This window comes from Acinetobacter sp. Ver3, assembly GCF_000632455.1.
GTDB lineage: Bacteria > Pseudomonadota > Gammaproteobacteria > Pseudomonadales > Moraxellaceae > Acinetobacter.
This window is the reverse complement of sequence record NZ_JFYL01000031.1, coordinates 1-23,504: the sequence shown is the minus strand read 5'-3', so window position 1 is coordinate 23,504 and position 23,504 is coordinate 1. Positions and strand designations below refer to the sequence as shown.

The 23,504-nt window shown below is 38.3% G+C and carries 28 protein-coding genes, 2 tRNA genes and 1 pseudogene; 21 read left to right on the top strand and 10 right to left on the bottom strand.

The annotated features are described in order from the left end of the window. Positions 1 to 281 precede the first annotated feature (281 nt). Entirely contained in the window at positions 282 to 1,325 is a 1,044-nt protein-coding gene (locus tag CL42_RS09515) for a DNA/RNA non-specific endonuclease (protein WP_081403268.1), read from the top strand. 72 nt (positions 1,326 to 1,397) lie between these two features. After that, complete coding sequence (locus CL42_RS09510) at positions 1,398 to 1,643, top strand: hypothetical protein (RefSeq protein WP_035267579.1); 246 nt, start codon at positions 1,398 to 1,400, stop codon at positions 1,641 to 1,643. A gap of 42 nt (positions 1,644 to 1,685) precedes the next feature. Here CL42_RS09510 and CL42_RS09505 read toward each other — a convergent pair whose 3' ends face one another. Then, positions 1,686 to 2,693: an AraC family transcriptional regulator gene (locus tag CL42_RS09505; protein ID WP_035267577.1), complete on the bottom strand. Its 1,008-nt coding sequence runs from the start codon at positions 2,691 to 2,693 to the stop codon at positions 1,686 to 1,688. Between the two features lie 199 nt (positions 2,694 to 2,892). Here CL42_RS09505 and CL42_RS09500 point away from each other — a divergent pair, with 199 nt between their 5' ends. After that, a complete protein-coding gene (locus tag CL42_RS09500; RefSeq protein WP_035267575.1) occupies positions 2,893 to 3,528 on the top strand; it encodes a hypothetical protein in 636 nt (211 codons plus the stop codon). Positions 3,529 to 3,794: 266 nt separating this feature from the next. Here CL42_RS09500 and hisF read toward each other — a convergent pair whose 3' ends face one another. Further along, positions 3,795 to 4,556 carry an imidazole glycerol phosphate synthase subunit HisF gene (gene hisF / locus CL42_RS09495; protein WP_322840173.1) on the bottom strand — a complete coding sequence of 254 codons (762 nt, stop codon included), beginning with the start codon at positions 4,554 to 4,556 and terminating at the stop codon, positions 3,795 to 3,797. 111 nt (positions 4,557 to 4,667) lie between these two features. Between hisF and CL42_RS09490 the strand changes: the two genes are divergently transcribed. Genes CL42_RS09490 through CL42_RS09475 form a run of 4 tightly spaced genes read left to right on the top strand, consistent with a single transcriptional unit; the run spans position 4,668 to position 7,030 of the window. Continuing rightward, positions 4,668 to 5,618 (top strand): homoserine kinase, encoded by a 951-nt coding sequence (locus tag CL42_RS09490; protein WP_035267571.1) that lies wholly within the window; start codon positions 4,668 to 4,670, stop codon positions 5,616 to 5,618. 25 nt (positions 5,619 to 5,643) lie between these two features. Continuing rightward, complete coding sequence (locus CL42_RS09485) at positions 5,644 to 6,267, top strand: DUF1294 domain-containing protein (protein WP_035267569.1); 624 nt, start codon at positions 5,644 to 5,646, stop codon at positions 6,265 to 6,267. A gap of 29 nt (positions 6,268 to 6,296) precedes the next feature. Further along, a complete protein-coding gene (locus CL42_RS09480) occupies positions 6,297 to 6,689 on the top strand; it encodes a DUF4870 family protein (RefSeq protein ID WP_035267567.1) in 393 nt (130 codons plus the stop codon). 26 nt (positions 6,690 to 6,715) lie between these two features. Then, positions 6,716 to 7,030 (top strand): antibiotic biosynthesis monooxygenase family protein, encoded by a 315-nt coding sequence (locus CL42_RS09475; RefSeq protein WP_035267565.1) that lies wholly within the window; start codon positions 6,716 to 6,718, stop codon positions 7,028 to 7,030. A gap of 2 nt (positions 7,031 to 7,032) precedes the next feature. Here CL42_RS09475 and CL42_RS09470 read toward each other — a convergent pair whose 3' ends face one another. From CL42_RS09470 to CL42_RS09460, 3 genes are all read right to left on the bottom strand, one after another. Further along, entirely contained in the window at positions 7,033 to 7,920 is an 888-nt protein-coding gene (locus CL42_RS09470) for a DMT family transporter (protein WP_035267563.1), read from the bottom strand. A 53-nt stretch (positions 7,921 to 7,973) separates the two neighbouring features. Continuing rightward, positions 7,974 to 8,705, bottom strand: coding sequence for a 1-(5-phosphoribosyl)-5-[(5-phosphoribosylamino)methylideneamino]imidazole-4-carboxamide isomerase (hisA, locus tag CL42_RS09465; RefSeq protein ID WP_035267561.1), 732 nt, complete (start codon positions 8,703 to 8,705; stop codon positions 7,974 to 7,976). Positions 8,706 to 8,834: 129 nt separating this feature from the next. Next, positions 8,835 to 9,596: a hypothetical protein gene (locus CL42_RS09460; RefSeq protein ID WP_051586572.1), complete on the bottom strand. Its 762-nt coding sequence runs from the start codon at positions 9,594 to 9,596 to the stop codon at positions 8,835 to 8,837. A 556-nt stretch (positions 9,597 to 10,152) separates the two neighbouring features. On the opposite strand from CL42_RS09460, the gene CL42_RS09455 reads away from it, so the two are divergent. After that, positions 10,153 to 10,581, top strand: coding sequence for a helix-turn-helix domain-containing protein (locus tag CL42_RS09455; RefSeq protein ID WP_228133253.1), 429 nt, complete (start codon positions 10,153 to 10,155; stop codon positions 10,579 to 10,581). Between the two features lie 50 nt (positions 10,582 to 10,631). On the opposite strand, the gene hisH is transcribed toward CL42_RS09455, so the two are convergent. Together hisH and hisB are read right to left on the bottom strand one after the other, a co-directional pair. Then, positions 10,632 to 11,249, bottom strand: a complete 618-nt coding sequence (gene hisH / locus CL42_RS09450; protein ID WP_035267559.1) for an imidazole glycerol phosphate synthase subunit HisH — start codon at positions 11,247 to 11,249, stop codon at positions 10,632 to 10,634. Next, positions 11,249 to 11,842 carry an imidazoleglycerol-phosphate dehydratase HisB gene (gene hisB, locus CL42_RS09445; RefSeq protein WP_035267557.1) on the bottom strand — a complete coding sequence of 198 codons (594 nt, stop codon included), beginning with the start codon at positions 11,840 to 11,842 and terminating at the stop codon, positions 11,249 to 11,251. Before hisB ends, hisH begins: the two co-directional genes overlap by 1 nt. 93 nt (positions 11,843 to 11,935) lie before the next feature. On the opposite strand from hisB, the gene CL42_RS09440 reads away from it, so the two are divergent. From CL42_RS09440 to CL42_RS09425, 4 genes are all read left to right on the top strand, one after another. Then, positions 11,936 to 12,313, top strand: a complete 378-nt coding sequence (locus tag CL42_RS09440; RefSeq protein WP_035267556.1) for a GNAT family N-acetyltransferase — start codon at positions 11,936 to 11,938, stop codon at positions 12,311 to 12,313. Positions 12,314 to 12,485: 172 nt separating this feature from the next. After that, a tRNA-Phe gene (locus CL42_RS09435) sits at positions 12,486 to 12,561 on the top strand. 139 nt (positions 12,562 to 12,700) lie between these two features. Then, positions 12,701 to 12,776, top strand: a tRNA-Phe gene (locus CL42_RS09430). A 133-nt stretch (positions 12,777 to 12,909) separates the two neighbouring features. Then, on the top strand, positions 12,910 to 13,686 hold the full coding sequence (locus CL42_RS09425) for a class I SAM-dependent methyltransferase (protein ID WP_035267554.1): 777 nt from the start codon (positions 12,910 to 12,912) through the stop codon (positions 13,684 to 13,686). A gap of 6 nt (positions 13,687 to 13,692) precedes the next feature. Here the strand turns inward: CL42_RS09425 and CL42_RS09420 are convergent. After that, positions 13,693 to 14,116: pseudogene (locus CL42_RS09420) on the bottom strand (GNAT family acetyltransferase). Positions 14,117 to 14,386: 270 nt separating this feature from the next. On the opposite strand from CL42_RS09420, the gene CL42_RS09415 reads away from it, so the two are divergent. After that, positions 14,387 to 14,863, top strand: a complete 477-nt coding sequence (locus CL42_RS09415) for a hypothetical protein (protein WP_035267552.1) — start codon at positions 14,387 to 14,389, stop codon at positions 14,861 to 14,863. 209 nt (positions 14,864 to 15,072) lie between these two features. Here CL42_RS09415 and CL42_RS09410 read toward each other — a convergent pair whose 3' ends face one another. Next, on the bottom strand, positions 15,073 to 15,342 hold the full coding sequence (locus tag CL42_RS09410; protein ID WP_035267550.1) for an oxidative damage protection protein: 270 nt from the start codon (positions 15,340 to 15,342) through the stop codon (positions 15,073 to 15,075). A 28-nt stretch (positions 15,343 to 15,370) separates the two neighbouring features. After that, positions 15,371 to 16,801: an argininosuccinate lyase gene (gene argH, locus CL42_RS09405; RefSeq protein WP_051586571.1), complete on the bottom strand. Its 1,431-nt coding sequence runs from the start codon at positions 16,799 to 16,801 to the stop codon at positions 15,371 to 15,373. Here argH and CL42_RS09400 point away from each other — a divergent pair. From CL42_RS09400 to CL42_RS09365, 8 genes are all read left to right on the top strand, one after another. Further along, complete coding sequence (locus tag CL42_RS09400; RefSeq protein ID WP_035267548.1) at positions 16,792 to 17,946, top strand: sensor histidine kinase; 1,155 nt, start codon at positions 16,792 to 16,794, stop codon at positions 17,944 to 17,946. The two genes, argH and CL42_RS09400, sit on opposite strands and share 10 nt — an antisense overlap. Before the next feature lie 52 nt (positions 17,947 to 17,998). Beyond that, positions 17,999 to 18,736 (top strand): LytR/AlgR family response regulator transcription factor, encoded by a 738-nt coding sequence (locus CL42_RS09395; protein WP_035267546.1) that lies wholly within the window; start codon positions 17,999 to 18,001, stop codon positions 18,734 to 18,736. A gap of 95 nt (positions 18,737 to 18,831) precedes the next feature. Continuing rightward, positions 18,832 to 19,752, top strand: coding sequence for a hydroxymethylbilane synthase (gene hemC / locus CL42_RS09390; protein ID WP_035267604.1), 921 nt, complete (start codon positions 18,832 to 18,834; stop codon positions 19,750 to 19,752). A 9-nt stretch (positions 19,753 to 19,761) separates the two neighbouring features. Continuing rightward, entirely contained in the window at positions 19,762 to 20,544 is a 783-nt protein-coding gene (locus tag CL42_RS09385; protein WP_035267545.1) for a uroporphyrinogen-III synthase, read from the top strand. Next, positions 20,541 to 21,380: a hypothetical protein gene (locus CL42_RS09380; RefSeq protein WP_035267542.1), complete on the top strand. Its 840-nt coding sequence runs from the start codon at positions 20,541 to 20,543 to the stop codon at positions 21,378 to 21,380. Before CL42_RS09385 ends, CL42_RS09380 begins: the two co-directional genes overlap by 4 nt. 2 nt (positions 21,381 to 21,382) lie before the next feature. Next, on the top strand, positions 21,383 to 22,576 hold the full coding sequence (locus CL42_RS09375) for a membrane protein (protein ID WP_035267541.1): 1,194 nt from the start codon (positions 21,383 to 21,385) through the stop codon (positions 22,574 to 22,576). Positions 22,577 to 22,585: 9 nt separating this feature from the next. Further along, positions 22,586 to 23,002 carry an acyl-CoA thioesterase gene (locus tag CL42_RS09370; RefSeq protein WP_035267539.1) on the top strand — a complete coding sequence of 139 codons (417 nt, stop codon included), beginning with the start codon at positions 22,586 to 22,588 and terminating at the stop codon, positions 23,000 to 23,002. 126 nt (positions 23,003 to 23,128) lie between these two features. Then, positions 23,129 to 23,452: an H-NS family nucleoid-associated regulatory protein gene (locus tag CL42_RS09365; protein ID WP_035267603.1), complete on the top strand. Its 324-nt coding sequence runs from the start codon at positions 23,129 to 23,131 to the stop codon at positions 23,450 to 23,452. Positions 23,453 to 23,504: the final 52 nt, after the last annotated feature.

The following is a 23,504-nucleotide window of genomic DNA, read 5'->3' as shown; positions in this document are numbered from 1 at the left end:
CTTTTAATTTACTAAATAACTTTTATACCATCTCACAAGTAATTGATGTAATTCAATCAAATACACGTAAAACCTTAAAGAGTATTAAAAAACTATTCTATAAAAACAACAATTTGTTACTTATTTTGAGTGATATTTGAACGGAATGTGAAGATCCTTTATTCACTTGAAAATTCACTTGATGTACTTCAAATTCATAGCTTGTTAAGCTGTGGCCGGTTTTGAATAAAGCCCACGCATTGGGCCAGAAGTTGAACACGGAATGAATAGGTAATCTGAGTTTGAATAATATTGTGGTAAAAGCTGTATTAGGTATTGTTGCAGCAGGAAGCTTTGCAATTGCTTTCGGTCAAGAAAAGTTGTCTTCATATCTGCCATTTTCAGGTTCGGTTAATAATTCAGCTTGTCTAAATCAATTTTATCGCCAAGAGCCACCTTATTTAATCAAAGAGAGCTTAAGTAAAGATCGCTACCCATTATGCTTTAATGGATTCACCACTATGTATTCTGGTGTCTCAAAAACACCATTATGGGTAGCTGAATATCTGAATCCAGATCGGCTGAGCCAAAAAATAAAAAGAGAAGACAGTTTCCATGAGGAGACTCGTGTAGCAGAAAAGCATCGAGCATTATTATCAGATTATCGTGGGTCGGGATATGACCGTGGTCATATGGCTCCAAATGCTGATATGCCAAATAAAGCTGCACAGTACGACAGTTTTTCTTTAGCCAATATGGTTCCTCAAGCTCCGCAGAATAACCAACAAATCTGGCGAGAAATTGAGGAAGCGACACGTGCAATCGTTACGAAGCAGAAACATGATGTGTATGTGATTACCGGGCCTGTATATAGTGGCAAAAAACTGAAAACCATTGGACGCGGTGTTATTGTTCCAACAGCGGTGTTTAAAGCCGTATATATACCTAAAACAGGTGCTATTGGCGCATATTACGCTCCAAATAATAATTCACTACAGATGCAAGTGGTCAGTGTATGCCAGTTAGAAGAAGTGCTTGGCATGAATCTGTTTCCTCAACTTACATCTGAGCAAAAGCGTAATACTTATAAATTGCCATTAAAAGCCAATCAGGTCAAAGCCCAACAAGCCATAGAGTATTCGCACTGGGATGCCGAAAGCCAATGTGCAGTTGATATCTCAACAGATCAAATCAAAGCGCTGCAAAAAGAGTTTAGTAGTCAAAGCGTACCTGTCAATACAACCGCAACGAATCAAGAGGCTAAGATCGATGAACAAGCACAAGATGCAATCGTGAAAGAGTTGGTTCAAGCGTTGTTGCAATATTTATTACAAATCCTTAAATAAAAAAGCTCGAATTCGCCCTGAAGATTCATTTATCTTCAGGGATTGATATTTATAAACTTAAAGAGATTTGCCATGTTTAAGCCTTTTAAAAATGGGACTGAGTCACATTCCATTCATGACTTGACGCTTGAAAACGATCTTGATCGTGTGAGTATTTATGGCAACTTGCAAATCACCAAAGATCAAGCCGGTTTAGCCGCTGCGAAAGCGTTAAAACAATATTTAGATGCAATGGTCATCTACTTAGAAGATCAAAAAAATTTAGTAGAAAAAATAGAAACGACGGCTGAGAATGAAATAGAAAATCCTTTCTTGTGATTCATCAATCATCTTTAGACTGAAGACTTAAATTCACAATCATCAAGTGCGAATATGATGTTGAATACGCCACTGTTGGGGCGTCATCTTCATCCACTGACGAAATGCGCGTTGGAATGCACTTTGTTCGGAATAACTGAGCAATAACGAAATCTCGTGTAAGCTGAGATAAGGATCTTGTAAATATTGAATCGCTAGAAGTTTGCGAACTTCTTGAACGCGCTGCTGATAGGTATCACCTTGATTTTGTAAATGGCGCTGAAGTTGTCTGACTGACATTCCCACTTGTTCTGCGACAGTTTGAATTTGATAATTGTGTCTTTGGATTCCAATCAGAATGGCTTGCTGTAACCGTTCATCGATTTGTGTGTTGTTGGGGAGTCGACTTAACAAATCTTGAGCTTGTTGCATCAGGAGTTTTTGTAAAGTTTGATCAGCTTGTTTAATCGGTGCTTGTAGGAGCTGGCTTGGAAAAGTAAGCTTGACATGAGGCTGAGAGAATTTTACTTTGCTCTGAAAAAAACGCTCATAAATCGCAATATTTTTTGGTGCTGGAAAGCGAAAGTGAATTTCTTGAATATGTAAATGCTCAATACCCGCATAACGTTTTAGAAATTCAACCAATAATGCCATCGCAATTTCATCCGTGATTTGTGTCGACAAATGCATTGGCAAATCTTCCCAACGTACGCTAAATACGCCTTGCTCCAGATCAACGGCGAGAGGTGTACCATCATAAATTAAACGATGATATTCATGATAACGGGTGAGTGCTTCTGCTAGGTTATCGCATGATAAAGCGATATACGCGATAATGCCTAAATGTTGCGGTTTGACCCATTGAGCAATTTCTAACCCTAACGCAGGTTGTGGGTGTACTTCATAAATTTCATTTAATATTTCACGCCAAATGCTAAAGTCAAAGCGTTCGGCTTGCTGAATACTTGCCAATTTTGCAGAAATAGGGAGACCGCTCTCTTCACAATAATTATGTAAGAGATGTCCAAGTCCACCATGAACCGAGCCTGAATAATCCTTTATCTGCTGCATGTGATTAATACTTTTCTTGTTTTATCAATTGAAATCACGATGAGTTATTAAGCCTGTTTTTACAGTGCCATACAAGCGCTTTTTCTACCATACGACATTGAAAAATATGTCGTGATTTGTCAATGAAAATTTTATCTTGCGTCAATGGTTGAGAGCTTGAGTTAGATATATTGAAAGAAAAGAAACAGGGATTTTGAACATGATTAAAGGTTTTGTTGCAGGCTTAATCATTGCCAATGGATTTGAATGGGTCGCGCATAAATATGTTCTACATGGTGTACACCGTCCGGGTAAAGCGAGGTTTAGTCCTGTGCCTAAAAATATGGAATCTCATTGGGCACATCACCGTGAAGTTAGAACACAAGATTTCCATGATGAGGGTTATGTAGAGGGAATCTCAAATTGGCGAACAAAAAATGAAATCGTATCATTGGGGATTGTTGCTGCTGTATTTGGAACAGCATTTTATCCAATCTCGAAAGGCATGAGTTTATCCGTGCTTTATAGTGCTTGTAACTACTACTACACGCATCGCAGAGCTCACCTCGAACCTCATTGGGCAAAAAAGAAAATTCCTTGGCACTATGACCACCATATGAACGCCAATCAAGATGCAAATTGGTGTGTCACTAAGCCTTGGTTTGATTACATTTTAGGGACACGTGTCATTTCAACGCCAGATTTGAAGGAAGATAACCCTTTAGGGGTGCAGTTACCGTCTTTTATTTCAAAACGAGTCAATCATATTGTTGAACAATATTTCCCCGCAAAGTGGGTTGAGCAGATAGCAGCGCGCTCCGATATTTCAAAAAAAGCTTTGGCTATAGTGGAGTAAGTCAGATTAGATATGGAATTGGCTGAATTGACATCTGGTTTGTCATGATTGGTCAATAAAATATGTAGCTTTTGTCAAGATTTCGTGCAGATCTGTCATTTATGATATGAGATGAATAAATCGGAGAATGAAAATCTGATGGTAGAACTCTCCAGTTTATCGCTTTGCATAACGAACCAAGCGCTGTTTTTTCTTGGTTTTTAGAGCCTTCGGGCTCTTTTTTTTTGCAAAAAAAAGAGGCATTTGCCTCTTTTTTATGGGCCTGATTAAAGACGCATTTCAATGCCTTGTTCAGCTAAATATTGTTTTGCTTCCGGGATGGTGTGTTGACCAAAGTGGAAGATAGAGGCTGCCAGCACCGCATCAGCACCCCCTTGTAAAATTCCGTCTGCTAGATGTTGAAGATTACCCACACCACCTGAAGCAATCGTTGGAATCGTTACACGATCATTAATCTGACGCATCAATGCTAAGTCATAACCAGCTTTTGTACCATCTGCATCCATTGACGTAATGAGCAATTCTCCTGCGCCGTATTCTGCCATTTTCACAGACCATTCAATCGCATCGATACCCGTTGGTTTGCGACCACCATGTGTGAAAATTTCCCACTTATTTTCACCCGTTTTTTTTGCATCAATCGCAACTACAATACATTGTGCACCAAAACGTTGAGAGGCTTCTTGAACGAATTCAGGATTAAAGACAGCAGCTGAGTTAATACTGACTTTGTCTGCACCAGCGTTAAGCAATAAACGAATATCTTCAACTTTACGAACACCGCCACCTACGGTCAGTGGTACAAATACAGTTTCAGCCATACGCTCAACCGTACGGTAAGTGGTGTCACGCCCATTAGATGTTGCAGTGATATCGAGAAAAGTAATCTCATCTGCACCTTGTTCGTTATAACGACGTGCTACTTCAACTGGGTCGCCTGCATCACGAATATCAAGGAATTGAACACCTTTTACAACTCGACCGTTATCTACGTCGAGGCAAGGAATAATACGTTTAGCAAGCATAATTTTTTCCAAAAATAACAGCCGATTATGAAACTTACAGACTTTGGTGCTACACCTTGGTAGTCGGAGCAGGTATTCTATCAAAATAATGTAAGTTTTTTCGCAGGTTTTTTTATGTCGGTTTATACCACTTTGACTTTAAAGGAAGTTCAGGATTTTGCTACGCCTTATGGATTAGAGGTGATTGACCTGATTCCGATTCAAGGAGGTATTCAAAATACGAACTATTTTCTAGTTTGTGCAGATCAAACCGAATATGTTTTAACAATTTTTGAAGATATGGATGAACAAGGCGCAGGTGAACTCGTCCCTGTACTTGAGCATCTGGGTCATGCAGGTCTGCCTGTGCCTGTACCTTTGAAACATTCAGGACGTTCGATTCAGATCTTAAAAAATAAACCTGCACAAATTGCGCCTAGAATGCGTGGCAAGCATCCTATGCCTTCATCACTTGAACAGGTTCAGTCCATTGCTATTGCACAGGCTCAAATACATGTGGCTCTCGATAACTTTCCCTTAGAGCGCGCAGAGTATCGTAATCATGATTATTGGTTAAGTGTGGCTCAGCAGCTTCGACCTACGTTAAATCCAGCCGATCAAGTATTATTAAATAGTTTGTTAGGTTTATATGACGCTCTTACCGCAATGTACCCTGATCGTCCACGAGGTTTTATCCATTCTGACCTATTTAGAGATAACACTTTATTTGAAGGGGCTACTTTAAAAGGGATACTCGATTTTTATGAGTTGAATAAAGATGAACTTTTGTTTGATATCGCCATTACGATGAATGATTTCTGTACGGAATATCCAAGTGTTCATTTGAATGAGGAAAAGGCCTTAGCATTCTTGGAGGCTTATCAAAGTGTACGTGAAATGACCAGTGATGAAAAATCATGTCTAGAACTCTATTTAGCGATGGCAGCTGGGCGTTTCTGGATGATGCGTTTGCTAGTGGCTCAAAAGAACAAAGAAATGGGGCGTGTTGGCGAAGATATTTTGCAAAAAAATCCTTTAGAAATGCGCAATATGCTGGTTGAACGATTAAAATTTGTAACAGCTTAAAAAATTTAAAAAATCTGGGGGAAATATGCGTGATCAAGGTCGTCTAGTTGAATGGTTTGATGAAAAAGGCTATGGATTTATTCAACCCAATGATTCATCCAAAGATCGCGTTTTCCTTCACATTAAAGATTTTGCCAAACCAGGCCCAAGACCGATTCCAGGTTGTGCTTTGGAGTATATCGTTCAATTGGATGGTCAAGGTCGATTTAAAGCGAAACAAGTAACATACTTAAAAGCGACTCAGGCAAAAAAAGTAAAAACGAAGCCGCGTCATTCACCAGTTACTCAACAAAAAATGCAACCGATGCAAGTAGCGATTATTGCTTATATCTTGACGCTTGCTACATTAGTCCTATTGGGGCTATTGAGTATGATGGTGGTGTTGGTCATTTTATTGATGAACCTGATCACCTATGGCTTATATGCACACGATAAAGCGGCGGCTCAACAGGGGAGTCAACGTGTACCAGAAAATACATTACATGTGGTTTCTCTATTAGGAGGATGGCCGAGTGCTTGGCTTGCTCAGCAACGCTTGCGTCATAAAACACAAAAACAACCATTTCGAAAAATTTATTTCTGTACTATAGCGTTTAATATACTGATTATTTTATGGATAATTTCACCATTTAATGGTTTGAAATTATAAAGCCTCAAAAAAATTAAAAAGGTGACTTTATGAATTATACAGCTGATCAAGATCCAAACCGCAGCTTAACGATTTTACTTTATATCCTGTATATCATCGCTATTTTTTCAGCAGGTATTTTGGCGGTTATTGCGCTAATTATTAACTATTGGAAACGATCAAAGGTACAGGGCTCAATTTTTGAAAGTCATTTTACTTGGCAAATTCGTACTTTTTGGTGGTATTTAATTTGGAATATCATCGCGTTCCTGCCGTTTTTGTTCTTATTCTTCACGGGTGACAATCCTAATGCCTTTGCTGGTGTAGCACTGGGTGCAACAACATTCTGTATCGCAGTGATTGGTTTGTCATGGGTTTGGATTGTTTATCGTGCGATCAAAGGAATTATTAAGGTCAATGATAACGAGCCAATGTATCAATAATTAAAACTCATGAATGGGGTGGTGTCATGATTATTGAGCATGTTCATTTAAATATCAAAATGAACCAGAGTGAGGCATTCGAAAATGCTTTTAAATTAGCTAAAGACATTATTTCACCAATGAAGGGGCTAAATGCGGTTCAGCTGATTAAAAATACGAATAATGAACATGCTTATATTTTACTGATTTACTGGAACAAACTTGAAGATCATACGGAAGGTTTTAGGCAGTCAGAGGCGTATTTAAAATGGAAGGAACTCTTGCATCCCTTTTATGCGCCTATGCCTGAAGCACAGTATTTTCAACCATGTATGATGTTAAAGCTAAAAGAGCCCCAATAAGCTTATTCTTTCTTCTTAAATTTTGGTCTCCACTCACTGGTAATTACACCGAGCACAACCAACACGCCACCTAAAATTGAGAGCATAGCTAAACGCTCACCTGCTAATCTCCCAATCAAAGCCGCCCAAACAGGTTCGCCAGAATAAATAATGGCAGCCTGTGAAGGATCAACCACGCGTTGAGCCCAGTTCATGACTAACTGAATGATTGCACTTGCAAGTCCTAAACCTACAATAATCGCAACGAAGATCCAGTTAAACTCAGGGAGTTGTGTTTCACCCACCAATGGTGCCATTAGAAAACAAATTAACGATGCAAAAATGAGTTGTAATATCGTCACTCGGCGTAAATTGACTCGAGGCGCAAAGTAACTAATGAGAATAATTTCAAGTGCAATCGCAATTGATCCTATCAAGGTAATGATCTGACCAAATTCAAGCCGAATAGCACCAAACCCATTGCCTGTTAAGAAAACTAAACCTACAAAGGCGAGTCCTGCCCCTATCCATGTCATGACATGTGGCCTTTTGTTAAAGAGCAACCACAATAAGATGGGAACCAACGGCACATAAAGTGCTGTCAAAAAGGCAGATTCGCTACTGGTGATGGTCTGTAAGCCAATGGTTTGCGTTCCATAGCCAATTGCAATCACTGTTCCAATGCAAAATCCTGCCCAAATATCTTTGGCACTAAAATTTTTACAATATTGAAGTGAGATGAGACCAACAGCCAGCGCAGCTGCTGCAAATCGAAAGGCAACGAAAAGCACTGGTGTGCTGAAGCTCAATCCATATTTGACTGTTATGAAACTGGCACCCCAAATCATCGTAATTGCAATGAGGGCAAGTTGTGGTGTTTTGGTTTTGAGGGTAGGAGATAAATTCAACATATTTTTTAAGTAAGAAAAAAGAGGTCCTAAGACCTCTTTAGAAACATGCGCTATTAGAGCGCTTGTTCATCAAGTAATAATTGAGCTTCACGAAGATTTAAAGTGCCTTCATAAATTGCACGACCAGTAATCGCACCTAAAATACCAGGCTGACCTTTTAAGTTGCGAACGTCGTCAAGATTGGTCACACCGCCTGAAGCGATCACAGGTAAACCTGAATAAGTCGCAAGATTAACTGTTTGTTCGATATTCACACCTTGCATCATGCCATCACGTGCAATATCGGTATACACGATACTAGATACTCCAGCATCTGCAAAGCGTTTAGCTAAATCAGTTGCTTTCACGTCAGTTACATTTGCCCAGCCGTCAGTTGCGACCATGCCATTGATCGCATCAATACCGACAATGATGTGGCCTGCGAATTTTCTACAAGCTTCCTCAACAAACTCAGGTTCTTTGACTGCTTTTGTACCAATAATGACGAATGATACACCTGCATCTAAGTAGTGTTCGATGGTTTCAAGAGAACGGATGCCACCACCAATTTGAATTGGCAGTTCAGGTTGTGCTTTTGCAATCGCTTCCACAACAGGTTTGTGAATAGGTGTACCAGCGAAAGCACCATTTAGATCAACTAAATGTAAACGGCGAGCGCCAGCGTCTACCCAATGTTGTGCTGTTGCCACAGGATCATCAGAGAAAACGGTATCGTCTTCCATACGACCTTGTTTTAAACGGACACATTTACCATCTTTAAGGTCAATTGCAGGGATAATCAGCATGCTTTCGCTCCTTGCCAGTATTCTGGAGTTTATTCGCAGCAATCTTAGCAAAGAAACATCAAATGAGCGAAGTAACAATGAAAAAAAACCGTCAGAACAATGTTGACGGTTTTTAATACGAACTTTGAATTAAATGTATGGTGTTGTATCTAAGTTAGAGATTAGATCAAAGCTAGTTGGTGTGATATTGGTTGGGATTGCACCTAAAGCATTTGTGATCTCTCCCGTGAATCCTACAAGATCACCCACGACAGGAATCGATGACAGAGCATCTGTTACAGGTGCTAAATCATCCAATAAGTTATCTAATGTTCCTGAGACATCTCCTAATGTTCCTGTGACACTGCCTAAAGGATCATCAATGAGACCAGTCACGAGATCAAGAGGTTTGGTACTTGCGACATAATCTCCCGTTTCACTCACGAATCCCAAAAGATTTGAAGAGGTTTCTCCGACAACATCTATGACAGCACCTAAACCTGGCACTTGGCTTAGCAGGTCGGTCACGGGATCGGCTAAACCAGCGACTTCACCTACAAGATTTGAAACATCTTTGATGGTTTGGCCTACAGTTGCAGTAGTGCCATTCAATGCAGTATTAATGCCCCCTAATAGATCTCCATTCGAAAAATCATCAGCGATAGCGTGTAAGCCTCCGCTTAAATTTCCTAGTAAATTATTTTCAAGATTGAGTACCGATTCCACTGTATCTCCGATCAGTGGCAATTCTGTTAACTTATCCGTTAATGGTTTGGTCAGCGTCCCTACTGTGTCAACAACGGTATCTACAACTGTCGTTACGGTTTCTAGAATAAAACCAACTGCTTTCGTAATTCCCTGTAAAGCAAGGCTTAGAACGCCACTGATTTTTCCAGTAAAAAGTTTAAACATGTGCAGATTGCTCCAAAATATATGTGGTTAGTGTTGGATCTTTGTTGTTTCAGCAAGTTCATAATTAACAAAGAAAAAAATTTCAGACAAATCGAAAAAAAACAATATAAGTGGAATAATTTTGAAGATATGCCGTAAAAACAGCAACTTAATACAACACAAGGGTAATGTTTAAAAATGTTAACAAAATCAATTATTTATTGTGGTTTAATTTGGTGCTTGATAGAATAAATGTACACTTATAATGCATGAATATTATCGAGTAGCATGGTGTAAATACCTAAAATGCCAACTTGTTCGATTCGTTGATTGATTTTGTGAATTTTGTGTATTTTTTTAATGATTAAAATTGGTGCTCATTGTCTTTACATAAGTTAACAATTAATCATTGGGTCAATTTATTTTTCTTTTTAATTCAAACTGAGTAATGAGAAAAATTAGATCACACTTTTATTTGTGAATTATCTATATTGAAAATAATTTCAATTTCATCTGATTTGTTTGGCAATATTAGACTCAACTGCATAGGCTTAATGTTAAATTGAAACTGCAGACAGTGAATAAGATTTGGACAGAAGCGATGGCAGTTCAAGAAGATGATTTATTTAGCGAAGGTGCTAAAAAACTTAGAAAATTGATCAAAGAGAAAAACATTAAACCGACTGATGTGGTGAATGCATTGGGAGTCTCTAAGGAAACGCTGTCGAAATGGGTGCAAGAGTCAACTCCTGCCAATGCTCAACATCTAGTTGAATTAGCGAAAGTACTGAGTGCTGCAGAACGATGGGTTTCAGACGCTAAAGATGGTAAAAAATCAGAAAGTTTTAAACAGTATCCTTTGAAGGATGAGTTGGCTTTAAAAGATGCAACGCCAGAACAATTAATTTCAGAACTTAAAAGTCGTTATGCTGCGCTGAATCTAAAAGCAGAAATTAAAGTAACTGTTGAGCCAATTGAAGGTGGCTTTGTCGTAAAAGATATTTAGAGTAAAGTCTGAAAAAAAGCTCACTGAAAACAGTGAGCTTTATTATGGCTTTAAATTTTCCACTCTACAAAATTTTTCAACAACTGTAAGCCAGCTGTATGACTTTTTTCTGGATGGAACTGAGTAGCAAACAAATTATCTTTATGGATTGCGGTGCAGAATTCCAAACCGTAGTTACATGTCGCAGCAATGATCTCAGATTGTTTCGGTTCAACATAGAAACTATGTACGAAATAGAAACGAGCATCTTGATCAATGTTGTTCCACATTGGATGGCTTGGATCTGCTTGGTGTACCTGATTCCAACCCATATGGGGAACTTTTAAACCTTCAATATCTGGAAAGCGTTTAACAGCACCATCAAAAATGCCTAATGCATCTGCACCACCATTTTCTTCAGAGTGTTGCAGCAGAGCTTGCATGCCGACACAAATCGCAAGGACAGGCTTGTTGAAAACGGCATTGCGTACAACCTCGTCAATGCCAGCCTCGTGCATACCTTGCATGCAATCACGCATTGCACCAACGCCTGGGAACACAATTTTATCTGCTTGAGCAATCAGCTTAGGATCATTGGTCACATCAACTGTTGCACCAACATGCTCAAGTGCTTTTGCTGCTGAGTGAAGATTTCCCATGCCATAATCAAGAAGGGCAATACGGGTCATTACAAAGTACCTTTGGTTGAAGCTACAGTATTTTCTGCACGTGGATCTACTTCACAAGCCATACGAAGTGCGCGTGCAAATGCTTTAAATACACTTTCAATTTGGTGATGGCTATTTTTACCTTTCAAATTGTCTATGTGGAGTGTCATTAATGCGTGATTCACAAAGCCTTGGAAAAACTCAGAGAATAGGTCGACATCAAAAGTACCAATGCGCGCGCGAGTAAATGGAATGTCCATCCATAAGCCAGGGCGGCCTGATAGGTCAACAACGACACGACTCAAGGACTCATCAAGTGGTGCATAGAAGTGACCATAGCGACGTAAACCTTTTTTGTCACCTAAAGCCTGTGCAAATGCCTGACCAAGGGTAATACCACAGTCTTCTACTGTATGGTGATCATCAATTTCTAAATCGCCGTCGCAATGAATATCGATATCAAATAAACCATGACGCTTGATTTGGTCGATCATATGGTCTAAAAATGGAACACCTGTATTGAGGGTGCCTTGACCAGTACCATCAAGATTCACGCGAACACGAATTTTGGTTTCGTTTGTGTTTCTTACCACTTCACTGATACGTTGCGTCATAGACACGTTCCTCAAAAACGTTAAAAATGATGAATGTAGATTTTCGATGTCACGAAAGTGACAGCATATTAGATTGCTCAGGAGGGTTAATCAATGCCTATAACCGTACATGCAATAACTTCGCTTGATAATGTTGAAGTTCGTGAACAGCTTGAGCGCTTATATGACACCAGTCCAGAATTTAGTGACGGACAAGATGCCATTGAACAACTTGAGCAAAACTTAGCTCAGTATACCTTACTTTACACGGCAGAATTTAATACAAAGATCATTGGGGCCATTTGGTCAACTGGACAAGGTGAAAGTCGAACGCTTGAAAATATCGTAGTTCATCCGGCTAACCGTGGACGTGGTGTCGCAGAGCGCTTAGTGAGTGAAGCATGTCGAATGGAAGAAGAGAAAGGCGTTAATCATTTTGAGCCTGGATGTGGTGCAATACATCGTTGTTTAAGTAGTTTGGAAAAAATTTAAAACTATTGTTCGATTTTAAATATTAAAAGTCAGTCAATACTGGCTTTTTTTATTGGATTTGTATGTATTTACATCGAATAATCTAAATGTTGTTTTAAAAACATCCATTTGTTTAAATATCCCAAAAACTTGCTTGACTATATCGAGATGAAACTGTTTAATACGCGTCATCGGCGTGATAGCTCAGTTGGTAGAGCAACGGATTGAAAATCCGTGTGTCCCCAGTTCGATCCTGGGTCTCGCCACCATATTCTTTTAAAGAATTTGTATTTTCAATCTCTGTATCCCATCAGAGATTTTTTTTTGGGTAAAATTTACTCGAACAAATAAAAAATGCATGATTTTTTATTGACTATTGAGCTCAGTTACGGCTTAATACACCCCATCGGCGTGATAGCTCAGTTGGTAGAGCAACGGATTGAAAATCCGTGTGTCCCCAGTTCGATCCTGGGTCTCGCCACCATATTCGAAAAATCCTCAACAATGTTGAGGATTTTTTTTGCTTATAAAATAATACAAAATGAATCGAAGTCATTCATCATCCATTTTTTTTTGATGTGCTAAGGTTGATTTCTCGATCAAATTCAGAATAAAAAATGAAAGACCTATTTTCTGATCAAAGTGAGCTTTATCAACAAGCTCGTCCAAGTTATCCACAAAGTGTGATTGACGAAATCTTCAAATATGTTCAGAACTATGAAATGGCTTGGGATTGCGGGGCAGGTTCAGGACAATTCACCCGCTTATTGGCTCCGCATTTTAATCAAGTCATTGCAACGGATATAAGCGCAGCACAACTTCAGCAAGTCCCAGCAATAGATAATGTAATTTACCGAATTGATAATGCTGAACATAGCAATTTTAAAGCACAATGTTTTGACCTGATTACAGTTGCCCAAGCCATTCATTGGTTTGACTTCGAGTTATTTTTTCAAGAGGTCTATCGAACACTGAAGCCCCAGGGTGTCTTTGCAGTGATTGGATATGGGCTTATTGAAGTGGAGAATGAGGAGCTTCAAAGCTGTATTGAAAAGCTATATCACCAAGTATTGAAAACATATTGGGAGAGTGAGCGTCACTATATTGATCTGAAATATCAAACGATTCCATTTCCTTTTGAAGAAATCCCGACCTGTGAGCAGCACATGCATTGTAAATGGCGGATTGATCAATTGATTGATTATTTAAATACATGGTCAGCTTTAAAGAAATATCTTAAACAAAATACGCAAGCCAATAATCAGGCGACACAAATCTTAAATCAGATGAGCCAATATGCCTTAACTTTGAATAATGATACCGGTCATAAATTTAATATTCGATTCCCAATATTTTTACGGATCGGTAAATTGATAAATGCTCCTGTTTTATAAAATTTCTTAATGGTCGTGAATGAGTCTTTTAGCAAGGCATACAACTTCTTTTTCGTCATATCCCAATTGTTCATAAAAGTTTTGAATATCAATAAATTCTTTTTGCACTAAAAGCTGAACTTCTGGACAACCAAGTGCAATCAATCTTTTTTTCCAAATGTTGAATCAACGCTGTAGCAACACCATTCCGTTGATGATTGGGATGTACCGCGAGGTAATTGATCCACCCGCGATGACCGTCGTAACCACCCATTAATGTTGCGATAATGAACTGATCTTTCACAGCCACCAAGAATAAGTCATCTTTTTGTGCAGCCTTCCTAAAAATATCAATTTCCGGATTATTCCATGGTCGTGTTAGATCACATCTTTCCCAGAGTTGAATGATGTCTTCTAAGTCAGTCTCAATATAAGGACGAATGATAAACATGATGCGCTCAAATGGTGGTTAATTTTAATACAGAGATTAGCCTACTCTGATGAAATTGATAACTTATAATCATCTTATGTGTCTATTTTCTGCTTTACATTTATGCAGTCTTTTTTAGATAGGAAGATAAATATCAATAAAAAAGATTTGTCTGTGACGTGAGTCTAACAATTCTTGTTAAGTAAATGATATTTAAGATAAATGGTAGTTGTGTTTGGCTGAAATGTTTTTAAAGATGGCTTTTATTACGTTCAGTGAGAGCGATGGGGAATGAGACAATTTAAGCAAGTTTTGTGGGGAATCTGTGCTTGGGGTCTTTCGAGTTTGAGTTGGGCGGCACATCCTAACAATGGGCATTTTAAATTACTGCCAGATGATCAGTTAAGTTTGGTCAATGCTTTAGGTATTGAGGAATCTCAAATTCGTGAAATTACATCTTTTAAATCTCAGGATTTAAACCATTTAGAAAATTTCGTGAGTGATAGAAAAAGGATTCATTATACAAAGGATGAAGAGCAACCTTTTAAAGCGCTTATGGACTTAACATCTATGAACTCTTTACAATTCAATGGACAGGTTTTGGAGCAGCGGTTTGATCTTCAAAATCGGCAGATTTACATTAAATTTGGCCCAATTCGTGTTGACCGAATGGAGATGCAGTTAAATATGGATGGAGTTTACCAATTAGGTCATATTTTAAATCCACCACAAGCACTTTTTTCGTCAGCTAAATTTGGACTCCATTGATATTTTTTTAATGTCCCATAAAAAAAGAACCTCTATTACGGAGATTCTTTTGGGATTAAAGCCTGTGTACACCTTCGGTGTTTTTCTTGCCTAATTTTTTAAAGTAACGTATAAAAAAGAATCCTCAAAGATGGGGATTCTTTTTAGATTAAAGCCTACGCGGACTTCGTCCTTATCTTACGTAAAAAAGAAAAGCAGTGCTTTCTTTTTTACTCAGGCTTTAGGCCTTCAGCTTTTTCTAAAGTTTCATCATTGTTGAAGAACTTTTCACGTTGTTCTTCAAGAAATTTTTTTGCATCAGCTTCAAAGACATTTAAACGTTTTTCATTGATTAAAGTAGTTTGATGCTTCAACCATTCGCCCCATGCTTGCTTAGAAACACTATCAAATAGTTCCTGACCTTTAGGACCAGGGAATGGTGCAAAATCCAAACCTTCCATTTCTTTTTGATACTTACGGCAAAATACTTGGCGAGACATATCAATACTCCAAAAATATAATCAGAAATTAAGCGTAAAGAGCTTCTAAACGCGCATGAGCACGCTCAATTGCTGCTTCAACTTGAGCTGGTGCTGTGCCACCGATGTGGTTACGTGCATTGACAGAAGCTTCTAAAGTTAATGCTTTTTCAAAGACGTCAGCTTGAATTAAATCAGAGAATTGTTGAAGTTGTTCAAGCGTAAGTTCTGATAAATCCTTACCTTCTTGTACGCCAAGCGCAACTGCTTTACCGACGATTTCATGTGCATCGCGGAATGCAACACCATTTTTCACTAAGTAATCAGCAAGGTCGGTTGCTGTTGAGAAACCACGCAGCGCAGCTTCGCGCATTTCAGGAATATTGGGAACAAGTGCAGGAATCATGTCTGCGAAAGCCATCAAAGAGCCACGAACTGTATCGATAGCATCAAATAGTGGTTCTTTATCTTCTTGGTTGTCTTTGTTATATGCCAAAGGTTGACCTTTCATGAGGGTAAGTAGACTCATTAAGTCGCCATATACACGGCCTGTTTTACCACGAACAAGTTCAGGTACATCAGGATTTTTCTTCTGAGGCATGATTGAAGAGCCTGTGCAGAAGCGGTCAGGAATATTCACAAACTTGAATTGTGCAGATGTCCAAAGAATTAATTCCTCAGACATGCGAGATAAGTGCATCATAATGAGTGATGCCGCAGCATTAAACTCAATACCAAAATCACGATCAGATACAGCATCTAATGAGTTTTCTGCAACTGCTTCAAACCCTAAAAGTTCTGCTGTATAAGCACGATCGATTGGATAAGTGGTACCTGCAAGCGCAGCAGAACCTAAAGGCATACGATTCACGCGTTTACGGCAGTCAATCAAACGTTCTGAGTCACGTACCAGCATTTCAAACCATGCCATTAAATGATGTCCAAACGTCACAGGCTGTGCAGTTTGAAGATGTGTAAAGCCCGGCATGATTGTATTAGTATTTTTAGCAGCCAAGCCTAGAATGCCTTTTTGTAGTTTGTGTAATAACCCTAAGATGGCATCAATTTCATCACGTACATACAAACGAATATCCGTTGCTACTTGGTCATTGCGGCTACGACCTGTATGTAATTTCTTACCTGTAATCCCAATACGTTGTGTTAATCGAGATTCAATGTTCATGTGAACATCTTCTAAATCAATACGCCATTCGAAGTTGCCAGCTTCAATGTCCGCTTTAATTGCGGTTAAGCCTGCGATGATGTCATCACGCTCTTGTTCAGTGAGTACACCGACTTTTGCCAACATCGTTGCATGTGCGATTGAACCTGCAATATCTTGTTTATAAAAGCGTTGGTCAAATTGAACAGATGCTGTAAATTCAGCGACAAAGGCATCAGTTGCTTCGGAAAAACGACCGCCCCACATACCTGAAGTTTGGGCTTGTGACGGATTAGAGGAATTAGAAGATGTGGTCATGTCGGCTCAGTAAAAGAAAAAGCAGTAATTTTGCATCCAGTATAACAAATTCAAATCAAGATGCCGAAGTCTTGCCTATGGATAATTCTTCAAAAGATAAACAAGAATTTATCGACGCCAATTTCTTTGTACGTATTGGGCAATGGCAATATTTTGCAGAGCTGTTTATTGCCAGTATTTTTTTGGCGTTGTTGCTGTGCCTAGCAGAGTCACAGTCTTGGTCAAATTTACAGACATCACAGGTGATCAAGTATGTGCTTTATATCAATTGGGTGGTATTGGTCTTTATCGCCGTAATTGATTTATTTAGGGAGTTTTGGCAAAAATTAACAACTTTGCAGTCTGCGATTTATACATTTGTACTATTAGAACTCATTATCCTGTTCACTACTTGTAGTTTGAATTTCCTGTTTTTTTGGGGGAGTAACTTTTCTTTACAAAAATTTTCATGGTTACTTTTATTTGATCATGTGATTTTACATATGAGCTATGGTGTATTGTTGATCACTTTTTGTTTACGATATATCTATGTTCGGGGTGAGTGGTTAAAGCAGCAACAAGGTGAATTGAATGCTCGAATTCAAGCCATGCAAGCAAGAATACATCCACACTTTCTTTTTAATAGTTTAAATAGTGTGGTGAGTCTGATTGGGAGTGATCCAGATAAAGCTGAGCAAATGCTGATCGATCTTTCAAGGTTGTTTAGAGCAAGCTTTCAAGAGCTTAAAATTGTCACATTAAAAGAAGAAATCCAATTGTGTGAACATTATTTGGCGGTTGAAAAGCTAAGGTTGGGTTCGAGATTAAATGTGGAATGGAATATCTTACAACCAGAGCAGTTGGGCCAAGCAAGTATCCCTTTTTTAACTTTACAGCCTTTAATTGAGAATAGTATCTTTCATGGGGTAGAGAAAAAGTTAATTGATGCAAAGATTGTCATATTGGTTGAAATATTACAAAATCAAGTCACTATAGTCATTACTAACCCTTATATAGCCGATAAAATGGCCAATAGGGAGGGGAATGGTATTGCGATAGAAAACGTGAAACAGCGTTTGAAAGCACACTATGGGTATACGGTACAGTTTAGGAGTCATGCAGGTAATGGAATTTACACGACTGTAGTCCAGTACCAATATAAATAAAATCAAGTTAATACATTAAAATAAGCAACGTTAACTTGAGCAAGGAGGAACAATGGCCATCCTAATTTGTGATGATGAACCACTCGCGGTTGAGCGCTTATCTCGCTTGGTTACTCAATTGGGGCATCAAGTTGTTGCAACTGCGCACCATGGAAAAGAAGCTTTGACCTTAGTTCAACAATATGAGCCTGATGTAATTTTACTTGACATCCAAATGCCTGAAATGGATGGTTTGACATGCGCTCAGCATCTTTCACAGCTAAACCCAATGCCTGCTATTGTTTTTTGCACGGCCTATGATGAGCATGCTTTGACTGCTATTCAGGCACAAGCGAAAGGCTATTTATTAAAGCCGATTATCAAATCAGAATTAGAAAATACACTGAATAATTTAACTAAACTTACTCAAGCTCAAATGTCAAATATAGAACAAAAAGAAAATATGGAAGAAAAACATCAGCGTCAGCAAATCGCTGCGAAAACGTATCGTGGTCTTGAACTCATTCCTATCGAAAATGTTTACTATTTTCTGGCTGATCAGAAATACGTAACAGTACGACACAAAAACGGCAGTGTCTTGATTGATGAGACCTTAAAAGATTTAGAACGTGAGTTTTCAAATAAATTTATACGAATTCATCGAAATGCGCTGATTGCATTGGATTATTTGGATGGATTGGAGTTGGTTGCTTCAGGCCAGTATCAAGTTCGTTGTCGTGAACTTGAAGAGAAATTGGCGGTCAGTCGCCGTCACTTACCTTTGCTTAGAGAAAGAATGCAAAATATTTAGTTGCCTAAAATTATAATGATTGCCGAACAATTTACTTGCAATTTTGGGACAGCAGGGTAAGTTTAGGATGTCTAAAGTTTGGCAGCATTAAAATGATCAAAACCTTAAAAATTGCAACTCGTCAAAGTCCATTGGCTTTATGGCAGGCGGAGCATATTCGTGAGCGACTTGAGACCCTACATGCTGGTCTAAAAGTTGAGTTGGTGACGTTTGTGACCCAAGGTGATAAAATTTTAGACACTCCTTTAGCCAAGATTGGTGGAAAAGGTTTATTTGTTAAAGAGCTTGAGGCTGCATTACTTGATGGTCGTGCAGATCTGGCTGTCCATTCTATGAAAGATGTGCCGATGGCGCTCCCAGAAGGATTAAGTCTTGCTGTGATTTGCGAGCGAGAAGATCCTTTAGATGCTTTTGTTTCAAATACTTATAATAAGTTTGAAGATTTGCCCCTCGGAGCCAAAGTGGGAACTTCAAGTTTGCGTCGTAAATGTCAAATTTTAAAAGCTCGTCCAGATCTTGAGATTATAGATTTACGTGGAAATGTAGGCACGCGACTATCTAAGCTTGATTCGGGGCTTTACGATGCCATCATTTTGGCAAGCGCAGGTTTAAAGCGTTTAGGTTTAGCACAGCGTATTCGACACACGCTGGATACACAGACGAGTTTGCCCGCAGTTGGCCAAGGCGCATTAGGTCTTGAGTGTCGAGGTGACGATGCACGCGTATTAGAGTTGATTCGACCTTTATTACATGCAGAAACTGATGCGTGTGTTCGTGCAGAACGGGCATTTAATGCTTATTTGGAAGGTGGGTGTCAGGTACCGATTGCGGGATATGCGACTTTAAATGATCAACAGATTCAATTAGAGGGGCGCGTTGGCAGTGTGGATGGTCAAACATTATTGGTTGCTAAAGTAGAAGGTCCAGTTGAAAAAGCTGAAACGTTGGGTGTTTCACTAGCAAAAGCTTTGATTGACCAAGGTGCTGCTGATTTATTAAAAGCACTGTATAAATAAAAAAATGAAATGAAGTTTATCAATACTCGACCTGCAGATCGTGCTAAGCCTCTCAATGAGGCACTGGTACGTGCAGGATATGAGCCTATCGAGCTATCTGTACTAGAGTTGGCTGCTGTTCATTGGAGTGATGAACTTGATCAGCTCTTTCAGCAATTAATTTCAGCACAAGTGATTGTGGTCGTCAGTCCAACGGCCGTTGAAGTTGGCATGCAGTTTCTCGAAAAATCGGGACTTAGATTGACCGATTTAAATCATATCAAATGGATTGCAGTTGGCCGGAAAACAGCTGAAGCCCTAAGTCGATATGGTGTTAAAAGTTTAGTTCCAGATGTTGAAACATCTGAAGGAATGTTAAGTCTTCCGGTTTTAACACAAAATGCTGATCTCAAACGTATTGCGTTTTGGCGGGGAGAAGGTGGCCGTCAGTTCATGATGCAGCAGTGTCGTACTGCTAAAATTGAAGTACTTAATTTTGTTTTATACTCCCGCTACTGCCCAAGTGATGCTCAAGATAAATTTAAACATCTACTTGAAGCATTCAATGCAAATCCACAACCTTATGCTGTATTGATTAGTAGTGAAGCCAGTTGGAAAAATTGGCTGAGTTTATGCAAAAATTATCCTGTATTTATGCAACACGGTCATTACTTGGTTTTGGCGGATCGGTTATATCAGATCGTGTGTAAGTATCAACAGACCTCAAATACTAAATTTCAAATCACTCAAATTGCGGACTTAATGCCAGATACGATTTTGTCGCAGCTTGAAAGTGAACATAGGCACTCATGAAGAAAATTTTATATCTATTCATTTTAGGCTTAATCATTTGGTTGATTAAACTCAGCTATGATCATTTTTCATTACAAGAAAAAGTTGAGTTGCTACAACAAACTCAACATAAATCAGAGCAATTAGTGGCAAGTTTGAATGATCAGTTGGTAGCAATTCAGCGCTCAAATCAGCAGGTTTCGTCTCAATCCAATCCACCTCAGCAAAACAATAATCAACAAGAAATTCAATCTGAAATCAATCCAATCAAACTCTTAAGTCAAAAATTAGAGCTAATTCAATTTGCCTTAGATCAACATGAGTTTGTATATGCACTTGAGCAACTCAATCAACTGGATCAACTGGTTGAGCGCTTGGCTTTGGCAGATACATTGCAGGTTTCAATGCATCGAGCTGTTGAGCATGATCAAAAAATGATTCAACAATATGTTGTGGCAAAAAATATTCAAATTGCTCAGTTAGGTGACTTGCTTGAAAATATTGATGCAAATTTGAAAAATGAACAACAAGTACAGCAACTCACGAGTGATAACTCTTCGCAATCCTCATGGTTTGAGCGTGTATTCAAAGTTGAACGCGTTGATGAACAGATGCCGGTATTACTTAATCGAAGATTAGTTTTAAAAGAAGTTCAATTGAGAGTGTTATTTGCTCAAAGAGCACTACAACAAGGACAATACATTGACTATCAAAATGCACTGACCTCAATTATCGATGAACTGGATCAACTGCCTGATGCTGTGGCAATCAAAATAAAAAATAAAGCGAAACATCTCAAACAAGCACAACTTTTACCTGTCCCTAAATTGAACAGTAAAGCAATTTTAGAGGGCTAATCATGAAACATATTTTTATAGTTTATGCATTAGTTGGTTTAATGATATTAGCCGTGTTAAGTGTGCTGAGTTATCAAGAAGGGCCAGGTTATATTTACATACTTTGGCACGGTATTCAGATTCAAACGAACCTCTGGTTTGTTTCATTTTTTCTTCTATTCGTTGCTTTATCTCTTCATCTTTTATGGTTTTGGGTTGGAAAGATGAGATCAAGAGAGCAGCGTAAAATTCAACAAGTTACAGACTTTTCAAGGTTACATACGTATGAAAAATTAGGTGTTTTGTGGGTTTTGGAGGCCAACACAAAACAGCGAGAATATTTACAACCTGTGTTTGAGAACTCAGGATTACTCAAAGAGGTTATTCAGTCTCGTATATGGTTGAAGCAAGATCGTATTGATGATGCGTTGAGTGTTTTACAACAAAGTCCTGCAGATGCTTTTGAATTGGCTGAACTCCAGCGTATTGAAATTTATTTAGCTCAAGAGCTTCCAGATCAGGCTTTAACCCATTTAGAGTTTTTACATGGTCATATGCTGTCACCTTGGTTAAAAGATCTTGAAGATGCTTATCAGCATAAGTTGAATCATCTATGGGGCAGATTTGCGATTCAATATCCATGGCATTATTTAAAATCCACGCAATATGGCCATTTAGATTTGGAACATAAAAAGAAATGGCTTTTAAAGCTACTCAATGATTTTGACAACGCTTCAAATACAGATTTAGAGCTTATTCAAATTCGGTATGCTCAAATGAGTGATCAAATTGTGTCGTCTTCATATGGTATTAAATCGTTATGGTTAAAACTTATTTCTCGCATTCCTGAGATGGCTTTTGATGAAACTCAACTTTCTTTGTCTTTATTAGAAGAACGGTTCGATCAGGATATTTTTTATTTATGGTTTCAACAACAATTGTTAAAACAAAATCCTGATTATGAAATGCTTGAAAACCAGATTGATCATTTTGAAATGAAATATCCTGGATTACCGATTTTGAGTTTTTCTAAATGGCATATTTATACTGCGACTCATCGTGAACAGGATGCTGAGGCATTATTGCAATTATATCCTGATCACCCTTTAATGAACTATTTAAGAATTAAATCTGTATTAAAAGGCGATGCTGTATTAACTCAGCAATTGAACAGTGTCTTTGAGACCCATAATAAATTTATTCAATTTAAGTTATGAGAATGATGAATGAAACAAATGAATGAGTACAAAGTCATTACCCATCAAAAAGTCGCTTGGGGTGATATGGATGCTTTTGGACATGTCAATAATGTGATTTATTATCGCTATATTGAAACTGCTCGAATAGAGTATTTGAATCAATTAGAAATCTTAGCGTTAGATATTAATACTGTTGTGGCTTCAAATAGTTGTAAATATCTTAAACCAGTGTTTTATCCTGATTATTTACGCATTGGAACTAAAGTGGTTGAATTGCGTAACTCTGCCTTCAGGATGGAATATACAGTTTGGAGTGAGCAACAGAATGAAATTGTGGCAATTGCTGAGGCCGTTATAGTTTGTGTGGATAAAAATACAATGCAAAAGGTTTTGATTCCAGAGCATATTAGAGAAAAAATAATAGAAATAGACTCGGTTAATTAATGTGTTAAATTATTTGTTTTATTTATGTATATTAAATAACATGATGGATTGATTAAAATAATTTATAACAATAAGATGGCGCTTTATAAATCTAATAATGATATTGAATTTTTTGGAGTAAATGTTATGCCTGATATTAGTAATTTATCTGTTGAAGAGTTAAGAAAGTTAACTGCTGAAGCCCAAGCTTTGATCGAGTCTAAGAAAGATCAGGAAATTGAAGATGCTTATCATCAGATTACTCAAATTGCTGAATCAGTGGGTATGTCTTTAGAGCAATTCATTGAATATGGTGCACAAAAGCGTAAGAAAAGCACGCGTAAATCTGTAGAGCCTCGTTATCGTAATAAAAATAATACTGCGGAGACTTGGACAGGGCGTGGAAAGAAGCCACGTTGGTTGGTTGCAGAGCTTGAAAAAGGTGCCAAATTAGAAGATTTCCTTATCTAATTTCACTGATTTGTCATGTAATGACACTAATATTAAAAAAAACCAAGCAAAT